Source organism: Streptomyces sp. BBFR25 (assembly GCF_044590125.1).
GTDB lineage: Bacteria > Actinomycetota > Actinomycetes > Streptomycetales > Streptomycetaceae > Streptomyces > Streptomyces canus_D.
In genome coordinates, this window is the sequence record NZ_CP172447.1 from 6312458 (window position 1) to 6328857 (window position 16400).

Here is a 16400-nt window from a genome sequence, read left to right on the forward strand (position 1 = left end):
TGCCGAAAGGTGCCCAACCCCTCATGCCCGAGCTGGTCTTCTTCTCCGGAACGATGGACTGCGGGAAGTCGACACTGGCTCTCCAGATCGAGCACAACCGCTCGGCACGCGGACTGGTCGGCATGATCTTCACCCGCGACGACCGCGCGGGCGAGGGCAAGCTCTCCTCCCGCCTCGGCCTCGTCACCGACGCGGTCGAGGTCGGGGACGGCCAGGACCTGTACGCCCACGTCGTCGACCACCTCTCGCAGGGCGGCCGGGTGGACTACGTCATCGCGGACGAGGCGCAGTTCCTCGCCCCGGACCAGATCGACCAGCTCGCGCGGGTGGTCGACGACCTCGACGTCGACGTGTACGCCTTCGGCATCACCACCGACTTCCGCTCCAAGCTCTTCCCGGGCTCCCAGCGGCTGGTGGAACTCGCCGACCGCGTCGAGGTGCTCCAGGTCGAGGCCCTGTGCTGGTGCGGCGCCCGCGCCACGCACAACGCCCGCACAGTCGGCGGCGTCATGGTCGTCGAGGGCGCCCAGGTCGTCGTCGGCGACGTCGCCCAGTCCCCGGACGAGATCGGCTACGAGGTGCTGTGCCGCCGCCATCACCGCCGGCGGATGACGAGCGGGACGGCGCGGGCGGCGGCGCTGTCGCCGGACGTGCTGCCGGTCACCGCCACGTGAGTGGGTGCCGGGACCGGCGCACTCGCCCCCTGATCAGCCGATGCGCTCGGCCACGATGAGCTGGAACCGCTCGAAGGCCAGCCGCACGGTGTTGTGCCGAGCGTCGGCGGTGCCCAGAGAGGTGCCGTTGAACGGGTCGGTCAGGCGGTACCTGCCGCGGCCCAGGCCACGCAGTTCGACCGTCCCGTCCCACTGCTCGGCGTAGAAGGCGTAGTGCAGGACCGCGCCCTTGGCCACCACATGCGTCTCGGGCTTGTCGAAACCGATGTCGTACAGCTCGCCCCGGTACTCGCCGGTGGCCGGCATGTTCTCCTCGTAGAGGTTCATCCACCGGCGCCAGAGCGCTTCTCGTTCCGGGGTGAGCACGATGCCGTCGTCCGGGCCCGTGGGGTAGGTGAACTTCGTCGACAGGACGGCTCCCACACCGTAGCTGGAGGCGAAGTCGTCGCCGCCGTCGCTCAGTTCGACGTGGTCGCCGGAGTAGCTGCTGCCCCGGCCCATCAGCGCCTTCATCGTCTTGCCCTTCGTCCGGACCTGGTAGGACGAGAGCGGGTCCGAGCTCGGGTACTGGTCGACGTAGGGCAGGTTGTGGAAGGCGAAGGCGGTGCCGCAGGGGCAGAGTTCGACCACGGCGTCGCGGTCCGCCCGGTGCGCGGCCTCGTACACCGCCTTCCAGAACCGCGCGAGCCCCTCGGTCGATTCCTCGGGGCGGGCGTGCCCGTGCGCCGGGTTGTAGCAGGGCGTGACGGCGTTGAGGTGCTGGCCGTCGATCTTGAGCCCTTCGTATCCCCAGTCGCCGATGAACCGCTTCACCTGCCCGACGAAGTAGTCCACCGTCGGCTGGTACGCGGGGCACAGGGTCCAGGCGTCCCACCAGCTCACGCGCTGCTTGTTGCCCTCGCGGTCCAGCAGGAGCATGTCGGGACGGTTCTGGTACAGGTCGCTCTCCGGGTCCGCCGCCAGCGGAGCCCACCACAGGCGCGGGCGCAGGCCGGCCTCCCGGATCTGCCGGGTGAAGGCACGCATGTCGCTGTCGCCGCGCGGGAACTTCCGCGGGTCCAGCTCCCAGTCGCCCTCGTTGGTCTGCCAGCCGTCGTCGAGCACCGCCCACTTGAGGCCGACCTCGCGCACCTTGGGGAGCGTTGCGACGACCTGCTCGACGGTGAAGTCGCGTTCGTAGCCCCAGGCGCACCACATGGGTTCCAGCGCCGGCCCGGGCGTCCTGGGTGCACGCTGGCCGATGTCCGCCATGTAGTCGCGATAGCGCTGAAGCGGTACGAAGTGGTCGCCCGGCAGGGCGGTCAGGAACGTGGTGTCGGTGGTCAGGCGCCGGCCCGGCTTCAGCGTGCGAGGGGTGTCCCCCTCGACGGCGATGCTCGCTCCGCCGGCCGTCCTGCGAACCGGCAGGCGCAGCATCCTGGCCACGGGTTCGACGTGCCCGACGGAGAGACCGGCTCCCGGCCGCCACACGGTCGCCACCGGGGTGCCGCCGCCGTAGTCGGAGGCGTCCATCCCCAGCGAGTTCTCCTGGTCGAACCCGTCCGTCATCGGCCGCACCCAGTCGCGACGGTCCTCGTACGTGGTACCCGAGAAGGTGTAGAAGCCGCCGGGGACCTCCAGGAGTTCGTGGGCTCCGCTGCGCCACCCGGTGACGGGCAGGTCGGCGCCGGTCCCGTTGGTGTAGGCCACCTTCATCACGAGCATCCCGGTCAGCCGCCGGAAGGAGGTCAGCTCCACCGTCTTGCGCACGCCGGTCGCGGACTCGCCCCAGACGGCCACCGTGACGCCCGCGCCGTGCCGGGAATGCCTGGTCCTACGGGTCTCGTGCCCGCCGTAGGCGAACTCGTCGATCGCCCCGTCGCCCACCAGCAGGGCCTCACCGGCGTCGAAGCGCGTGACGTCGACGCCCCCCAACGCCACGCGGCTGTGCAACCGGTCGTCGAACTCCAAGGTGATGGAGGTGTCGCCGACCCCGACGAGGTCGGGGGCGCGGTGCGGTGCGGCGACCGCGGGGGCGGCGCCCGGAACCACGGAGGGGAGGGCGGCCAGCCCGGCACCCCCCAGTGCCACCTTCAGTACGCTGCGCCGGTTCACATCCGTCATGTCGATCTCTCTCTAGGAGGCACCATCGGGCTCTGGGTGGACTGCATCGAGAACGTAAGTGGTATGCGATTGGCCTGTCAATGGTCCAAAGGGCCGTCACGGCCGAGGAGTTCAGCTCGTGCAGGTGGGGGTGCGGGTGGGGAAGTGCGGGACGCGGGCGCCTGCGCGGGCGCGCGAACCGGTATGCTTCTGGTATGACCGAAGCGAGTACGCCGATGCCCAGGGGCCTCTTCGCCGACGACGCCCTCCCGCTGTACGAGCGCACAGCCGCGCGGCTCCTCGACGACCTGCGGGCCGCCGCCGCCCGCCCCGGCGACCGGCTGCCCTCCGAGCGGGCCCTGGTCGCCCGGTACGCCGTCTCGCGCGTGACCCTGCGGGCCGCCCTCGCCCAGCTGGAGGCGCGGGGCGTCGTGCGGCCGTCGTCGTCACGCGGGTGGTTCGTCGCCGAGCCCGGTCTGTTCGCCGACGCGGCACCCGCGCCCGCCGTGGCCGCTCCCCAGGTCCAGGGGTTCGCCGACTATGCCGAGGCCAACGGCCTGACCACGGCCAGCAAGGTGCTCTCGGCCACCGTCCGCCCCGCCACGGTGGCGGAGGCCGAACAGCTCCGGATCGCGCCGGGCGCCGACCTCTTCGATCTCCACCGGCTGCGCTTCCTGGACGGCCTGCTGGTCGTGCTGGAGCACAACCGGCTCCCCCTGTCCGCCTGCCCCGCCCTGGCCGACGCCGACTTCAACACCGCCTCGCTGTACGCCACCCTGCGCGCCGCCGACCCGCCGCAGCTCCCCCGCGTGGCCGACTACTCGGTCGAGGCCCGCCATCCGACGGCACGGGAGATCGAGCTGTTCGAGATCGGCGCCACCATGCCGATGCTCGTCGCGACCCAGCTGACCTCCAACCAGGACGCCCGCCCGATCGAACTGACCGTCCAGGTCTACCGGGGGGACCGCTACCGGTTCCGGGCCTCCATCACCAACGAGACCTGAACGACCCGGCACTGGCCGGATCCGAACGGGTCCCCTGCAGCCCCGCCCGAGCCGGGCGTCGGAGTGGCCGACGCCCGGCTCGGCGCCGTTTCACCAGGCGGCACCCTGGTCGGCAAGGAATACGAAGGAATACCAGAAGCAGACCAATAGAGACCTATTGACGGCCGGAATTAAGACCAGTAACGTCCCGGGTGAGCTTCGGCCGTCGCGGCGGACCAGCTCGAACTGCACTTCAGTGAGGGGTTGGCCATGCAGAGCCCGTTGGACGAGGTCGTTCGGCACCAGAAGGCCGGGCGGCCACAGGGCATCACCTCCGTGTGTTCCGCCCATCCGCTGGTCATCGAAGCGGCTGTGGTGCAGGCGCGGGAGAGCGGTGGTCCGGTACTGGTAGAGGCGACCTCGAACCAGGTCGACCAGTACGGCGGATACACGGGCATGCGGCCCGGCGACTTCCGCGACCTCGTGCACGGCATCGCGACGGCGCGTGGTCTGCCACTGGACCGCGTGATCCTCGGCGGCGACCACCTCGGACCGAACCGGTGGCAGTCCCTGCCGCCCGACGAGGCGATGGAGCAGGCCGAAGCCCTGGTCGCGGCCTACGCGGCGGCGGGTTTCACCAAGATCCACCTGGACTGCAGCTTCGCCTGCGCCGGCGACCCCGTACCGCTGACCGACGACGTGGTCGCCGAACGCGCCGCGCGGCTGATCCGGGCGGCCGAGGACACGGTGGGCCCGGAGCGCGCGGAGCGGATCCGGTACGTGATCGGCACGGAGGTGCCCACGCCCGGCGGCGCGCACGAGACGCTCGGCGCTCTCGTACCCACCACGCCCGAGGCGGCGCGCACGACTCTGGAGCAGCACCGGAAGGCGTTCGCCCGGCACGGCGTCGAAGGGGTCTGGCCGCGCGTCATGGCCCTGGTGGTGCAGCCGGCCGTGGAGTTCGACCACCTGCGGGTCGTCGACTACCGGCGGGAAGCGACCGAGCAGCTGTGCAAGGTCCTCGACGACGAGCCCACCATGGTCTACGAGGCACACTCGACCGACTACCAGACCGCCGAGGCGCTCACCGCGCTGGTCGAGGACCACTGGGCGGTCCTCAAGGTGGGCCCCGGACTGACCTTCGCCCTGCGCGAGGCGCTGTTCGCCCTCGCCGCGATCGAGGACGAGCTGGTGCCGGCCGGTGAGCGGTCACGGCTCGCCGAGGTCGTCGAGCGGCGGATGCTCGCCGAGCCTGCCCAGTGGGAGGGCTACTACCCGGGCAGCGACGCCGAGCAGCGCCTCGCCCGCCGCTACAGCTACAGCGACCGGATGCGCTACTACTGGCCCGACCCCGAGATCGAAGAGGCCCAGGCCCGGCTGCTGGCCAACCTCTCGGCCACGGGCGTCCCGCTGCCGCTGCTCAGCGCCCATCTTCCGCTCCAGTACGCCCGCGTGCGCCGCGGTGAGCTGGCCGCGCGCCCGCGCGACCTGGCCGTGGACCACGTCCGCGACGTCCTGCGGGACTACGACCGCGCCGTCCGTGCGGACCGCAACCAGAAGCAGAACCAGAAGCAGAACCAGAAGGAGTATGTGTGACCACGCCCTCCGGCACGCTGCCCGTCGACGACAGCGCTGTCCACACCGTGCGCGAGATCGCCCAGCAGCCCGCCCTGTGGCGGGAGGTCGACCGGATCGTCGCCGCCTCCCGGGAACCGCTGGACGCGTTCCTGAGCCCGCTCGTGGCGCGCCGCGATCTGCGCGTGGTCCTCACCGGCGCCGGGACCTCGGCGTTCGCCGGGCAGGTGCTCCAGCCGACCCTGGCACGGCGCCTGGGACGGCGCGTCGACGCGGTCCCCACCACGGACCTCGTCGCGGACCCCCGCGGTTGCCTCGCCGAGGACCTGCCCACGCTGCTGGTCTCCTTCGCGCGGTCGGGCGACAGCCCGGAGTCCGTCGCCGCCACCGCCCTGGCCGACCAGGTCCTCTCCGAGGTGCACCACCTCGTGATCACCTGCAACGAGCAGGGCCGCCTGGCACGCGAGCACGCCGAGCGGCCGCGGTCCCACGTCCTGCTGATGCCGCCCGCGTCCAACGACCGCGGCTTCGCCATGACGTCGAGCTTCACGTGCATGACGCTCGCGGCACTGCTCGCGCTGGGCGCGGACGCCTACGGCGGGACCGTCGAACGCCTGGCCCGGGCGGCGGAGTCGATCATCGAGCAGGGCGCCGCCGACCGCACCGCCGGCGCCCTGGTGGAGCGCGCGCCCGAGCGCATCGTCTTCCTCGGCAGCGGCCCGCTGAAGGGCCTCGCCGAGGAGTCGGCTCTGAAGGTGCTGGAGCTGACCGGCGGGACGCTCATGGCCGTCGCGGAATCCTCGCTGGGATTCCGGCACGGCCCCAAGGCGGTACTCAACGAACGCTCCGTCGCGGTGGTGTACGTGTCGAACGACCCGTACACCCGCCAGTACGACCACGACATCGTCGCGGAGCTGCGAGGAAACCTGCCCGCCGGCAGTGTCGTCGCGGTCTCCGCGGAGACCGGCGCGGGCGCGGGGAGCGCGGATGCCTGGCCCCTGCCGGGCCTCGACGACGTCGACGACGCCGCCCTGGCCCTGCCCGCCGTGGTGTACGCCCAGCTCATCGCCCTCCGTGCCTCGCAGGCCCGGGGCCTGCGGCCCGACAACCCGTTCCCCTCGGGTGAGGTCAACCGCGTGGTGCAGGGCGTGATCCTGCACTCCCTGAACAACTGATCAAAGGCGGCGACGGCGCGGATCGAGGGCGCCGGACGGAGGTACGACGATGTTCCTGGGTGTCGACGGCGGCGGTACGAAAACCGCGTTCTGCCTGGTCGACCGGTCCGGACAAGTGGTTGCGCGCGCACAGGCGGCGAGTTCGTACTACTTCTCCCACGGTATCGAGCTGGTCGAACGTGTCCTGAAGGAAGGTGTCGACACCGTCTGCGCCGCGGCCGCACTGGCCCCGGCCGACATCGAGTACGCCTTCTTCGGTCTGCCCGGCTACGGGGAGGCGGCCCGCGATCTGCCCGTCCTCGACGCGACACCGCGAGCGGTGCTCGGGCACGACCGCTACGCCTGCGACAACGACATGGTCTGCGGCTGGGCGGGCTCGCTGGGCGCGGTCGACGGCATCAACGTCATCAGCGGCACCGGCTCGATGACCTACGGCGAGCGGCTCGGCCGGGGCGTGCGCATCGGCGGCTGGAGCGAGACGTTCGGCGACGAGGGATCGGCGTACTGGATCGCGATCCGCGGCCTCAACGCCTTCTCCCGGATGAGCGACGGACGGCTCCCCGAGGGCCCCCTGGCCGAGGTGTTCCGCAGTGGGCTCGGTCTGGAGTCGGACCTCGATGTCATCGACGTCGTCCACAACCGGTGGCAGGGCGACCGGGGCCGGATCGCCGCGCTCAGCCGCTCGGTGGCCGAGGCGGCCGCACTGGGGGACGAGACCGCCGCGTCGATCCTCGCCGGGGCGGGCCGCGAACTCGCCCTCCTCGTGGACGTCACCCGCGAACGCCTGGGCTTCGGCCCGGACGAGACCGTGCCCGTCTCCTACTCCGGCGGCACCTTCGGCGCCGCCCCGGTCCTGGAGGCGTTCACCGCCGGGCTGCGCGGCCGCTTCACCGGCTACACGTTGCGGCATCCCCTGTACGAACCCGTCGTGGGCGCCGCCCTGTACGCGGCGAAACTCGCCGGAACCCCGCTCGACCGGCCGGCGCTCGACGCGCTGCGCGGGACCTCCGGGGCCCCTGCCTCAGGAGAGGACGAACAATGAAGAACGGCACAAGAGGCTGGATCCTGTACGCATCGCTGCTGGTCCTGTTCTGGGGTGTGTGGGGCGCCTTCTCCAGCGAGCCGAACAGCCGGTACGGCTACCCCAACGAGATGATCTACATCATCTGGGCCTTCACCATGCTGATCCCCGCGTACTTCGCGATGCGCGGCAACAGGTTCGACCGCAGGCCGGTCGCCGCGATGTACGGACTGATCGCGGGCCTGACCGGCGCCGGCGGCCAACTGCTGCTGTTCCAGGCGCTCTCCGACGGCCCGGCGTACCTGATCTTCCCCCTGGTGTCGCTCTCCCCGGTGATCACCGTGCTCATGGCGACGGTGCTGCTGCGCGAGCGGATCACCCGGCTCGCTGTCGTGGGCGTGGTCGCGGCGCTGGTCGCGATCGTGCTGCTCAGCATCCCCAGTGGCTCGGACGACTCCGACTCGCACGGCCCGTGGCTGCTGATCGCCATCCTGGTCTGCGTCGCCTGGGGCGTGCAGGCGTTCTGCATGCGCAAGGCCGCGCTGGTCGGCGTCAACGACGCGACGACCTTCGGGTGGATGACGATCAGCGGACTGCTGCTGGTTCCGGTGGCCTTCGCCCTCATGGGCGGTCTCCCGTCCGGTGCTCCCTGGCAGGCACCGGCGCTCACCGCGGTCACCCAGGTCCTCAACGCGGTCGGCGCGCTGTTCCTGGTGATGGCGTTCAGCCGGGGCAAGGCCACGGTCGTCGCCCCCGTCACCAACGCCCTCGCCCCGGTCCTGACCATCGTGCTGTCCCTGGCGGTCTACCAGACGCTGCCCAGCGTGTGGGGCACCCTGGGCATCGTGCTCGCCCTCGCCGGCTCGACCCTGATGGTCTACAGCGACGAGAAGAGCGGCGAGAGTCCCGTGGCACCGGGCGCGGCGGACCACGACGTGAGTCCTGTCGGCCGGTAGTCCCGAACGCCCACCCACCCGAACCGACCGCCCGTCGAAGCAACACGAAAGCGAGGGCAACACCCCCATGCCCCTGGTTCCCACGCGCGAACTCGTCTCGGCGGCCGCCGCCGCCGGCCGGGCCGTCGCGGCGTTCAACGTCATCACGCTGGAACACGCGGAGGCGATCACCTCCGGTGCGACGGCCGCGGGCGCCCCCGTGATCCTGCAGATCAGCGAGAACGCCGTGCGGTTCCACGGCGGCCGGGTCGAGCCGATCGCGCGCGCCGCGGCCGAGGTCGGCAAGGGGTGTGACATCGACGTCGCGCTGCACCTGGACCACGTGACGGACATGCGGCTGCTGCACATGGCGGCCGACGCGGGGTTCTCCTCCGCGATGTTCGACGCCGGGGCGCAGCCCTACGCCGAGAACCTCGCCGCCACCCGCGCCGCGGCACAGTGGGCCCACGGCGCGGGCCTGTGGTTGGAGGCCGAACTCGGGTACGTGGGCGGCAAACCCGACGCCCCCGCGAGCGCCCACGCGGCCGGGGTGCGCACCGACCCGGAGGAGGCGGCGCGCTACGTGGCGGACACCGGCGTGGACGCGCTGGCCGTCGCCGTCGGCAGCAGCCACGCGATGACCGAACGCTCCGCGTCCCTGGACCACGCGCTGATCGGACGACTGCGGGAGGCCGTGCCCGTGCCCCTGGTCCTGCACGGTTCGTCAGGCGTCGGGGACGACGAACTGCGGCGCGCCGTACGGGCGGGCATCGTGAAGATCAACGTCGGTACCGCCCTCAACGTCGCCTTCACGGGCGCGGTCCGCGAGACACTGGCGGCGCGCCCCGACCTGACCGACCCCCGCCCCTACGTCGCCCGCGGCCGGGAGGCGATGGCGGAGACGGTACGGGTCCTGCTCGGGGTGTTGGGCGGCTGAGCGCCGCCGAGGCGTGCGCCGGGCGTACGGCCGCCCCCGCCGCCCCTCACCGCTCCGGGCGCAGCAGCGTGAACCGCGCCCCCTCCGGATCCGCCACCGTCGCCACCCGGCCGTGCGGGGTGTCGCGGGCCGGGTCGAGGACGTGCCCGCCCAGGTCGACGAGGCGTGCCGCGGACTCGTCCGTGTCGGCCACTTCGAAGTACGTCATCCAGTGCGGCCCCCGGTCGCGCGGCAGGGCGTCGCCGACGCCGTGGATGCCGGCGACGGGGCGGCCGTCGAGGCACAGGGTGACGTAGTCGCGCTCGGAGGAGGGGTCCGGGAGGAGTTCGAAGCCGAAGACCGTCTCGTAGAACTTGGCGACGCTCGCCGTCTCGTAGGTCAGCAGCTCGTTCCACGCCGGTGTGCCGGGGACCCCGGCGATGGCCGTGCCGAGGTGCGCGGCCGCCTGCCAGACGCCGAAGACGGCGCCCGTCGGGTCGGAGCCGAGGGCCATGCGCCCCGCCTCGCCCGCGTCCAGGGGGCCGACGCCGACCGTGCCGCCGCACAGGCGCACCGTCTCGGCCGTCCGGTTGACGTCGTCGGAGGCGAAGTAGGGCGTCCAGGCGGTGGGCAGTTGCCGGTCCGAGGGCAGCTGCCCGATGCCGGCCACCTCGCGCCCGTCGAGCAGGGCCCGCGCGTACGGGCCCAGTTGCTGGGGGCCGGGCCGGAACTCCCAGCCGAACAGGGCGCCGTAGAAGTCGTGGGTGGCGGCCGGTCCGTGCACCATCAGACTCACCCAGCAGGGTGTGCCGGGCGCGGGCCGGGCGTTCGTGTCGCCGATCCGGCTGTCCGATCCCCGTGCGTCGGTCATCGTCACCCTCTTCTCGGCCCTCCGCGGGCCGTGCGTCCGCTTCCGCTCCCGACGGGCCTCGGCACCGACACCGGGTTTCGGTGCGTGGTTCGGGCCGGCTCGCGCTCGTGGGGCAGCCCGTCTGTCCGGGCAGTACAGCATGTGCCCGAACCCGTACGCCTCGTGATCGGTACTGTCCGGCGGGCAGAGTAGCCCGACATCGGCGCCTCGGCCACTCGGTACGCCAGGATGGGGCCATGAACGCCATCATCTCCGCATCCGAACTCGCCGAGGAACTGGCGGGCACGACCCCGCCGGTCCTGCTCGACGTCCGCTGGCAACTGAGCACGGCGAAGGCGGCCGGGGCCCCGCCGTTCGACGGCCGGGCCGAGTACGCGGCCGGGCATCTTCCCGGTGCCGTCTACGTCGATCTGGACGGGGAGCTGGCCGCCGCGCCCGGCGCGCACGGCCGGCACCCGCTGCCCGACGTCGGGGAGTTCGGTGCGGCGATGCGCCGGGCGGGCGTGTCGCAGGGGCGGCCGGTCGTGGTCTACGACGGCGGTCAGGGATGGGCGGCGGCCCGCGCCTGGTGGCTGCTGCGCTGGACGGGTCACCCGAACGTGCGGGTCCTCGACGGCGGGTTGCCGACCTGGGAGGCGCCGCTGTCGACGGACGTCCCGACGCCCGCGGAGGGCGACTTCGCGCCGGTGCCGGGCGCGCGGGGGCTGCTGGACGCGGACGGGGCCGCAGCGCTGGCCCGGTCCGGGGTGCTGTTCGACGCCCGCGCGGGGGAGCGCTACCGGGGAGAGGTCGAGCCGATCGATCCGGTCGGCGGCCACATCCCGGGCGCCGTGTCCGCGCCGACGGCCGACAACGTGGCCACGGACGGGCGCTTCCTGCCCGCCGGGGAACTCCGGGCACGCTTCGAGGCCCTGGGCGCCACGGAGGACGGTGCGGTCGGCGTGTACTGCGGCTCGGGCGTGTCGGGAGCCCACGAGGTGCTCGCGCTGGCGGTGGCCGGGATCCCGGCGGCGCTGTACGTGGGCTCGTGGTCCGAGTGGTCGTCGGACCCGGCCCGGCCGGTCGCGGTGGGGCCCGACCCGCAGTAGGGCAGAGGCCGGGGCCGCACCCCCGTGGGTGCGGCCCCGACCTCGTGCACATCGTCCGGCGAGGACTCGGCTACTCCTGCTTCTTGCGCCGCGTGCCGAAGACGATCTCGTCCCAGCTCGGCACCGCCGCGCGGCGGCCGGGCCGGACGCCGTCGGCCTCGGCCTGGCGGTCGGTGGAGCCGGTCAGGCGGTCGCGGTGGCTGGCCACCGAGCGCGGCATCAGCACGTCGGCGTAGGCGGAACCGGCCGACGCCGCGGGGGCGGGGGGCTCCTCCACCTCAGGTTCCTCGACGGGCTCCTCCACCGGTTCCGGAGCGCGCTCGGGCACCACCAGGTCGCCGCGGAAGCTCGGTACGGCCTCCAGCAGGCTGGTGAGCGAGTCGCGTTCGCGCTCGGCCGATGCGGTGGCCGCGGTGTCGTCGGCCGGTTCGGACGACGGCGGCGGGGGCAGGCTCGGCCGCTCCCGCTGCTCCCGGTCGAGGGTGCGGTCCAGCGGCCGGTCGCGCGGCAGCCGGGCGATGCGCGGCACGAACGGGAAGCTGGGCTCCGGCGCGGCGAGGTCGTCGGACTCGCCGATCAGCGCGCGCGCCTCCGCGTCGACGGCCTGGACGAGCCGCCGGGGCGGGTCGTACGTCCAGCTCGCCGAGTGCGGTTCGCCCGCGACCAGGTAGACCAGCAGCACTTCCCAGGTGCCGTCGTCGCGGCGCCAGGAGTCCCACTGGACGGTGTCCTTGTCGGCACCGCGCAGCAGCAGCCGCTCCTGGACGGCCTCGCCGAGGGGCGGCCCGGAGTTCTCGCCGGGGCGGCGGACGGGGGTCTTGCGGGCCCGCTCCGCCATGAAGGCGCGCTCGGCCAGCACGGGACCCTCGAAGCGCCGTACGCGGTCGACGGGGATGCCGGCCATCTGGGCGACCTCTTCCGCGGTCGCGCCGGCACGTATACGCGCCTGGATGTCGCGGGGGCGGAGATGGCTCTCCACCTCGATCTCGATCTGGCCGAGGCGGGGACGGTCGCCGCGAACGGCGGCCCGGAGCCGCTCGTCGATCGGAAGCGTGTACTCCGTGCTGTCCGCAGCCTTCAGCACCAGCCGTGTGCCGTCATTCGAGACGGCCACGACACGCAGTTCGGGCATGGGGACCTCCCGGGTGGTGCCTGCCGACGTCACGTGCGTCGCTGCTTCCGCTCTGTCGAGTGTGGCCTGCCCGGGTGCAGCCTGCCACAACCTTGCCGAGTTGCCCGGCGTGTCGGGCGGGGGCCCGGGATCGCCGTTATGGCACGGTTACCTGTTCGCAACGCTAAGTGACCAACTCCGTCACCCTGTGCAACTTTCCCCTCCTGGCGGTCCTTCAAGGTTCCGAGCCCCCTCGCGGGAGACCGGCTCCAGGGCTCGCAACAGTACTCCATTCGGGCCACGTGCGTGGATTGGCGCGCCGCCCAACTTCTGGCAAGAGGTGACGCTCGGCCGTCCCCGCCGCGATTTCCGCGATCTTGGACGTGGCGTACTTCACGCAATCACCAGAAACGGAACTAATGGTTTCGGTCGCACGTCCCTTTCTCGTGCAGTTGATCGCTCCCGTACGGAAAGGCAGGCAAGGTCCGACCATGCGTGAAAGGTCCGATGATGCGGGTGAGGCGGACGTGGGTTCGAAGGGGGAGTCCAGGCGTATCGACCTGAGCGTGCCCCAGGTCGCGGGCAGCGCCCTGGCCGCGGTGGTGGCCGCCAAACTCGCCTCCTCCTTCGGTGTCTACGGCACGATCGTCGGCGCCGGTCTGATCAGTGTCGTCGCCACCTGCGGGGGCTCGGTGCTCCAGCACTTCTTCAAGCGCACCGGGGAGCAGATCCGGGTGAAGCGCACCGTCGCCGCGGTGCGGATCGGCGGGCGGGCGGCGTCGGTTCCGGCCTCGCTCACGGAGGCTTCCGCTTCCGGGTCGGCTCCCGCTTCGGCTTCGGCTTCGGGCGAGTTCACCGAGGGCACCGTCTACCGCGCGCGGGCCAAGGGCCGGCGCCGCCCGTTGCTCGCGGCGGCCCTCGTCTTCGGCGTCACCATGGCCGGGATCACCGTCTACGAGGCCGCCTCCGGCCAGAACCTGAGCGGCGGTCACAGCACCACCGTCGGCAGCGCCTTCACGGGGCACAACAAGTCCGCGCCCGACTCGGGGAAGTCCGGCGATTCCGACGACTCCGGCGACTCCGGGGGAGCGCAGGACGGCCGGGACCCGGGCGGTTCCGGTGACTCGAGCGACGAGAAGGGCTCCGGGACCGGGAACGACACGCCGTCCGCCACCCCTTCCGGGAGCCCGGAGGCGACCGGCGACGGCACGTCCCCCGACGGCGGTCCCACCGAGGAGGGCGGTACGGCCCCCAGCCCGACGCCCACCCAGGACGCCACCGGTGACGAGGGTGCCGGTGACACCGGGGCCCCCGATCCGGACGCCTCGGCTACGGCCCCAGAACCCGGCGCAAGTAGTCGTTCTGGAACAGGCGCTCCGGGTCAAGACGGTCCCGCAGCGCCGTGAACTCGCCGAAGCGCGGATACACCCGGGAGAAGTACTCGGCCTCCCGGGTGTGCACCTTGCCCCAGTGTGGCCGGCCCTCGTGCGCCGTGAAGATGCGCTCGGCGGCGGTGAAGTACGCCTGGTAGGGCGTCCCCCGGAACATGTGCACGGCGATGTACGCGCTGTCGCGGCCCGACGCGGTGGACAGCGTGATGTCGTCGGCCGGGGCCGTGCGCACCTCGACCGGGAAGCTGATCCGCAGCCGTGACCGCTCGACCATCGCCCTCAGCTCACGCAGCGCCTCGACGACGGCCCCGCGCGGGACGGCGTACTCCATCTCCACGAACCGCACCCGGCGCGGGGAGGTGAAGACCTTGTAGGGAGTGTCCGTGTACGTCCGCGCGGAGAGTGCCCTGCTGGAGATCCGGGCGATCGCCGGGATGGTGGCGGGCGCCGCGCGGCCGACCCAGTTGACCGCCTGGAAGAGGCCGTTGGAGAGGAACTCGTCGTCCAGCCAGCCCTGGAACCGGCCCACCGGCCGCTCCGGACCGGCGCTGCGGTTGTTGCGCTTGGTGTTGGTGCTGCCGGTGTGCGGGAACCAGTAGAACTCGAAGTGCTCGTTCTCCGACCACAGTGCGTCGAAGTCGGCCAGGACCCGGTCGAACGGCATCGGCTCCTCGCGGGCCGTGAGCAGGAAGACCGGCTCCACGGCGAAGGTGATCGCGGTGACGACGCCCAGGGCTCCGAGGCCGATCCGGGCGGCGGCGAACACCTCGGGGTTCTCGTCCGCGGAGCAGGTCAGCACCGAGCCGTCCGCCGTGACCAGCTCCAGGCCCCGGATCTGGGCCGCGATCGAGGCCGAGTCCCGCCCCGTGCCGTGGGTGCCGGTGCTGGTGGCCCCGGAGACGGTCTGCTCCATGATGTCGCCCATGTTGGTGAGCGACAGGCCCTCACGCGCGAGCGCCAGGTTGAGCCTCTTGAGCGGGGTGCCGGCCTCGACCGTGACCGTCATGGCATCACGATCGATGTCACGGATACCGGTCAACAGATGAGGGCGGATCAACACACCGTCCGTCGCGGCTATCGACGTGAACGAGTGCCCGGTGCCGACCGCCTTGACCCGCTGCCCGTCCTCGGCCGCCCGGCGTACGACCTCGGCCAGTTCGTCGACGGAGGCGGGGGTGACCTCCCGCGCGGGGCGCGCCGAGACGTTGCCGCCCCAGTTACGCCATGTGCCGTTCCGGCCGCTCGTCCTGCCGCTCGCCGTGCGTGTGCTGCTCAACGGTCCCTCCCCGACGCGGTTCCGGCCGCTTGAGCCGGCGGTACCCGAGGAAACCGACCGCGACCGCGACGGCCCCGGCCACCGCCGGAACCCCGTACCCCGCGCGCGCCCCGGAGGTGTCGATCACCCAGCCGCCCGCGGAGGAGCCGAGCGCGACCCCGACCGCGAGTCCGGTACTCACCCAGGTCATGCCCTCGGTGAGCTGCGTGCGTGGAACGTGCTCTTCGATGAGGGACATCGTCGTGATCATCGTGGGAGCGATGGACAGACCCGCAACGAACAGCGCCGCGGCCAGAAACGGCAGGCTTCCGACCAGTAGGAGGGGGATCATACTCACGGCCATCGCACACACACCCAGGAGCCAGCGGCGCTCCGGCGGTCCGGCGAAGCGCAGCAGCCCGAAAATCATGGCCGCCGTGCACGACCCCGCCGCGTAGAGGGCGAGGACGAGGCTGGCGGCGGCCTTGTGCCCCTCCTCCTCGGCGAACGCCACGGTGACGACGTCGATGGACCCGAAGATCGTCCCCGTGGCCGCGAACGTGCCGACCAGGACCTGGAGCCCCCGGGAGCGCAGCGCCGTGCCGCCGCCCTGGTGCTCGCGCGGGTGCGGTTCCGGCTCGGTGGCGCGCTGCGAGGTCAGCCAGAAGACGCCGGTCGCCAGGAAGCAGGCGGCGAGCAGCGGCCCGGCCTCAGGGAACCAGGCCGTGGACAGGCCGATGGAGATGATCGGGCCGAAGATGAAGCAGATCTCGTCGACCACGGACTCGAAGGAGTACGCGGTGTGCAGCTGCGGTGTGCCCCGGTACAGGGCCGCCCAGCGGGCCCGGACCATCGCCCCGAGGCTCGGCACACAGCCGATGCCGACGCAGGCCACGAACAGCACCCAGTCCGGCCACCCGTAGTGCGCGGCGGGCAGCAGCACGGCCGCCGCGGTCAGCGACACCAGGGTCGCCGGGCGCAGTACCCGGCGCTGTCCGTACCGGTCCACCAGACGGGAGACCTGCGGCCCGGCCACTGCGGCGGCGAGCGCGATGGTGGCCGACAGGGCCCCGGCCAGTCCGTACCGCCCGGTGAGCTGCGAGATCATCGTCACCACGCCGATGCCCATCATCGACAGCGGCATCCGGCCGAGGAAGCCCGCGGCGGAGAAACCCTTGGTGCCGGGGAGGGCGAACAGGGCGCGGTAAGGACTGGCCAACGAGGTCTCCGGAAGCGGCTCGGTCACGGCTTAGTAAGGTGCGACAACAGTCGATACAGCTTACTCGCCCCTACGTTCGGAAACACCCCTGTCGACCTGGTGGA

The 16400-nt window shown here is 72.2% G+C and carries 14 protein-coding genes; 9 read left to right on the forward strand and 5 right to left on the reverse strand.

Annotation, left to right across the window (positions count from 1 at the left end; translation table 11 throughout):
• The first annotated feature begins 23 nt into the window (after window positions 1–23).
• Complete coding sequence (locus ACGH52_RS28810; protein WP_059297994.1) at window positions 24–674, forward strand: thymidine kinase; 651 nt, start codon at window positions 24–26, stop codon at window positions 672–674.
• Between the two features lie 33 nt (window positions 675–707).
• Here the strand turns inward: ACGH52_RS28810 and ACGH52_RS28815 are convergent, their stop codons facing one another.
• Complete coding sequence (locus ACGH52_RS28815; RefSeq protein ID WP_399943493.1) at window positions 708–2777, reverse strand: glycoside hydrolase family 36 protein; 2070 nt, start codon at window positions 2775–2777, stop codon at window positions 708–710.
• A 194-nt stretch (window positions 2778–2971) separates the two neighbouring features.
• On the opposite strand from ACGH52_RS28815, the gene ACGH52_RS28820 reads away from it, so the two are divergent.
• From ACGH52_RS28820 to ACGH52_RS28845, 6 genes are all read left to right on the forward strand, one after another.
• A complete protein-coding gene (locus ACGH52_RS28820; RefSeq protein WP_399943496.1) occupies window positions 2972–3760 on the forward strand; it encodes a GntR family transcriptional regulator in 789 nt (262 codons plus the stop codon).
• A gap of 249 nt (window positions 3761–4009) precedes the next feature.
• Entirely contained in the window at window positions 4010–5335 is a 1326-nt protein-coding gene (locus ACGH52_RS28825) for a D-tagatose-bisphosphate aldolase, class II, non-catalytic subunit (protein ID WP_399943499.1), read from the forward strand.
• Entirely contained in the window at window positions 5332–6489 is a 1158-nt protein-coding gene (locus ACGH52_RS28830; protein WP_399943502.1) for an SIS domain-containing protein, read from the forward strand. The genes ACGH52_RS28825 and ACGH52_RS28830 overlap by 4 nt, the downstream gene beginning before the upstream one ends.
• Before the next feature lie 49 nt (window positions 6490–6538).
• Window positions 6539–7531, forward strand: coding sequence for an N-acetylglucosamine kinase (locus tag ACGH52_RS28835; protein ID WP_399943505.1), 993 nt, complete (start codon window positions 6539–6541; stop codon window positions 7529–7531).
• Window positions 7528–8466, forward strand: a complete 939-nt coding sequence (locus ACGH52_RS28840; protein WP_076976693.1) for a DMT family transporter — start codon at window positions 7528–7530, stop codon at window positions 8464–8466. The genes ACGH52_RS28835 and ACGH52_RS28840 overlap by 4 nt, the downstream gene beginning before the upstream one ends.
• A gap of 67 nt (window positions 8467–8533) precedes the next feature.
• Window positions 8534–9382, forward strand: coding sequence for a class II fructose-bisphosphate aldolase (locus ACGH52_RS28845; RefSeq protein ID WP_121703379.1), 849 nt, complete (start codon window positions 8534–8536; stop codon window positions 9380–9382).
• 46 nt (window positions 9383–9428) lie between these two features.
• Here the strand turns inward: ACGH52_RS28845 and ACGH52_RS28850 are convergent, their stop codons facing one another.
• Complete coding sequence (locus ACGH52_RS28850) at window positions 9429–10232, reverse strand: VOC family protein (RefSeq protein WP_399943509.1); 804 nt, start codon at window positions 10230–10232, stop codon at window positions 9429–9431.
• A gap of 236 nt (window positions 10233–10468) precedes the next feature.
• Here ACGH52_RS28850 and ACGH52_RS28855 point away from each other — a divergent pair, with 236 nt between their 5' ends.
• Entirely contained in the window at window positions 10469–11320 is an 852-nt protein-coding gene (locus ACGH52_RS28855; RefSeq protein WP_399943512.1) for a sulfurtransferase, read from the forward strand.
• 70 nt (window positions 11321–11390) lie between these two features.
• Here ACGH52_RS28855 and sepH read toward each other — a convergent pair whose 3' ends face one another.
• The gene (gene sepH, locus ACGH52_RS28860) at window positions 11391–12452 is read right to left on the reverse strand and encodes a septation protein SepH (protein ID WP_076976697.1); all 1062 of its coding nucleotides are present in this window, start codon (window positions 12450–12452) and stop codon (window positions 11391–11393) included.
• A 470-nt stretch (window positions 12453–12922) separates the two neighbouring features.
• Between sepH and ACGH52_RS28865 the strand changes: the two genes are divergently transcribed.
• Window positions 12923–13837, forward strand: coding sequence for a hypothetical protein (locus ACGH52_RS28865; RefSeq protein ID WP_399943515.1), 915 nt, complete (start codon window positions 12923–12925; stop codon window positions 13835–13837).
• Here ACGH52_RS28865 and ACGH52_RS28870 read toward each other — a convergent pair.
• A complete protein-coding gene (locus ACGH52_RS28870; RefSeq protein ID WP_399943518.1) occupies window positions 13761–15098 on the reverse strand; it encodes a D-arabinono-1,4-lactone oxidase in 1338 nt (445 codons plus the stop codon). The genes ACGH52_RS28865 and ACGH52_RS28870 overlap by 77 nt on opposite strands.
• Complete coding sequence (locus ACGH52_RS28875; RefSeq protein WP_121703374.1) at window positions 15040–16296, reverse strand: MFS transporter; 1257 nt, start codon at window positions 16294–16296, stop codon at window positions 15040–15042. Before ACGH52_RS28875 ends, ACGH52_RS28870 begins: the two co-directional genes overlap by 59 nt.
• Window positions 16297–16400: the final 104 nt, after the last annotated feature.

Excerpts from the sequence above, each read along its gene's own strand:
- ACGH52_RS28840 (WP_076976693.1), top strand. The coding sequence starts at position 7,528 with ATGAAGAACGGCACAAGAGGCTGGATCCTGTACGCATCGCTGCTGGTC.
- ACGH52_RS28865 (WP_399943515.1), top strand. The coding sequence starts at position 12,923 with ATGCGTGAAAGGTCCGATGATGCGGGTGAGGCGGACGTGGGTTCGAAG.
- ACGH52_RS28825 (WP_399943499.1), top strand. The coding sequence starts at position 4,010 with ATGCAGAGCCCGTTGGACGAGGTCGTTCGGCACCAGAAGGCCGGGCGG.
- ACGH52_RS28815 (WP_399943493.1), bottom strand. The coding sequence starts at position 2,777 with ATGACGGATGTGAACCGGCGCAGCGTACTGAAGGTGGCACTGGGGGGT.
- ACGH52_RS28845 (WP_121703379.1), top strand. The coding sequence starts at position 8,534 with ATGCCCCTGGTTCCCACGCGCGAACTCGTCTCGGCGGCCGCCGCCGCC.
- ACGH52_RS28835 (WP_399943505.1), top strand. The coding sequence starts at position 6,539 with ATGTTCCTGGGTGTCGACGGCGGCGGTACGAAAACCGCGTTCTGCCTG.
- sepH (WP_076976697.1), bottom strand. The coding sequence starts at position 12,452 with ATGCCCGAACTGCGTGTCGTGGCCGTCTCGAATGACGGCACACGGCTG.
- ACGH52_RS28855 (WP_399943512.1), top strand. The coding sequence starts at position 10,469 with ATGAACGCCATCATCTCCGCATCCGAACTCGCCGAGGAACTGGCGGGC.
- ACGH52_RS28850 (WP_399943509.1), bottom strand. The coding sequence starts at position 10,232 with ATGACCGACGCACGGGGATCGGACAGCCGGATCGGCGACACGAACGCC.
- ACGH52_RS28810 (WP_059297994.1), top strand. The coding sequence starts at position 24 with ATGCCCGAGCTGGTCTTCTTCTCCGGAACGATGGACTGCGGGAAGTCG.
- ACGH52_RS28820 (WP_399943496.1), top strand. The coding sequence starts at position 2,972 with ATGACCGAAGCGAGTACGCCGATGCCCAGGGGCCTCTTCGCCGACGAC.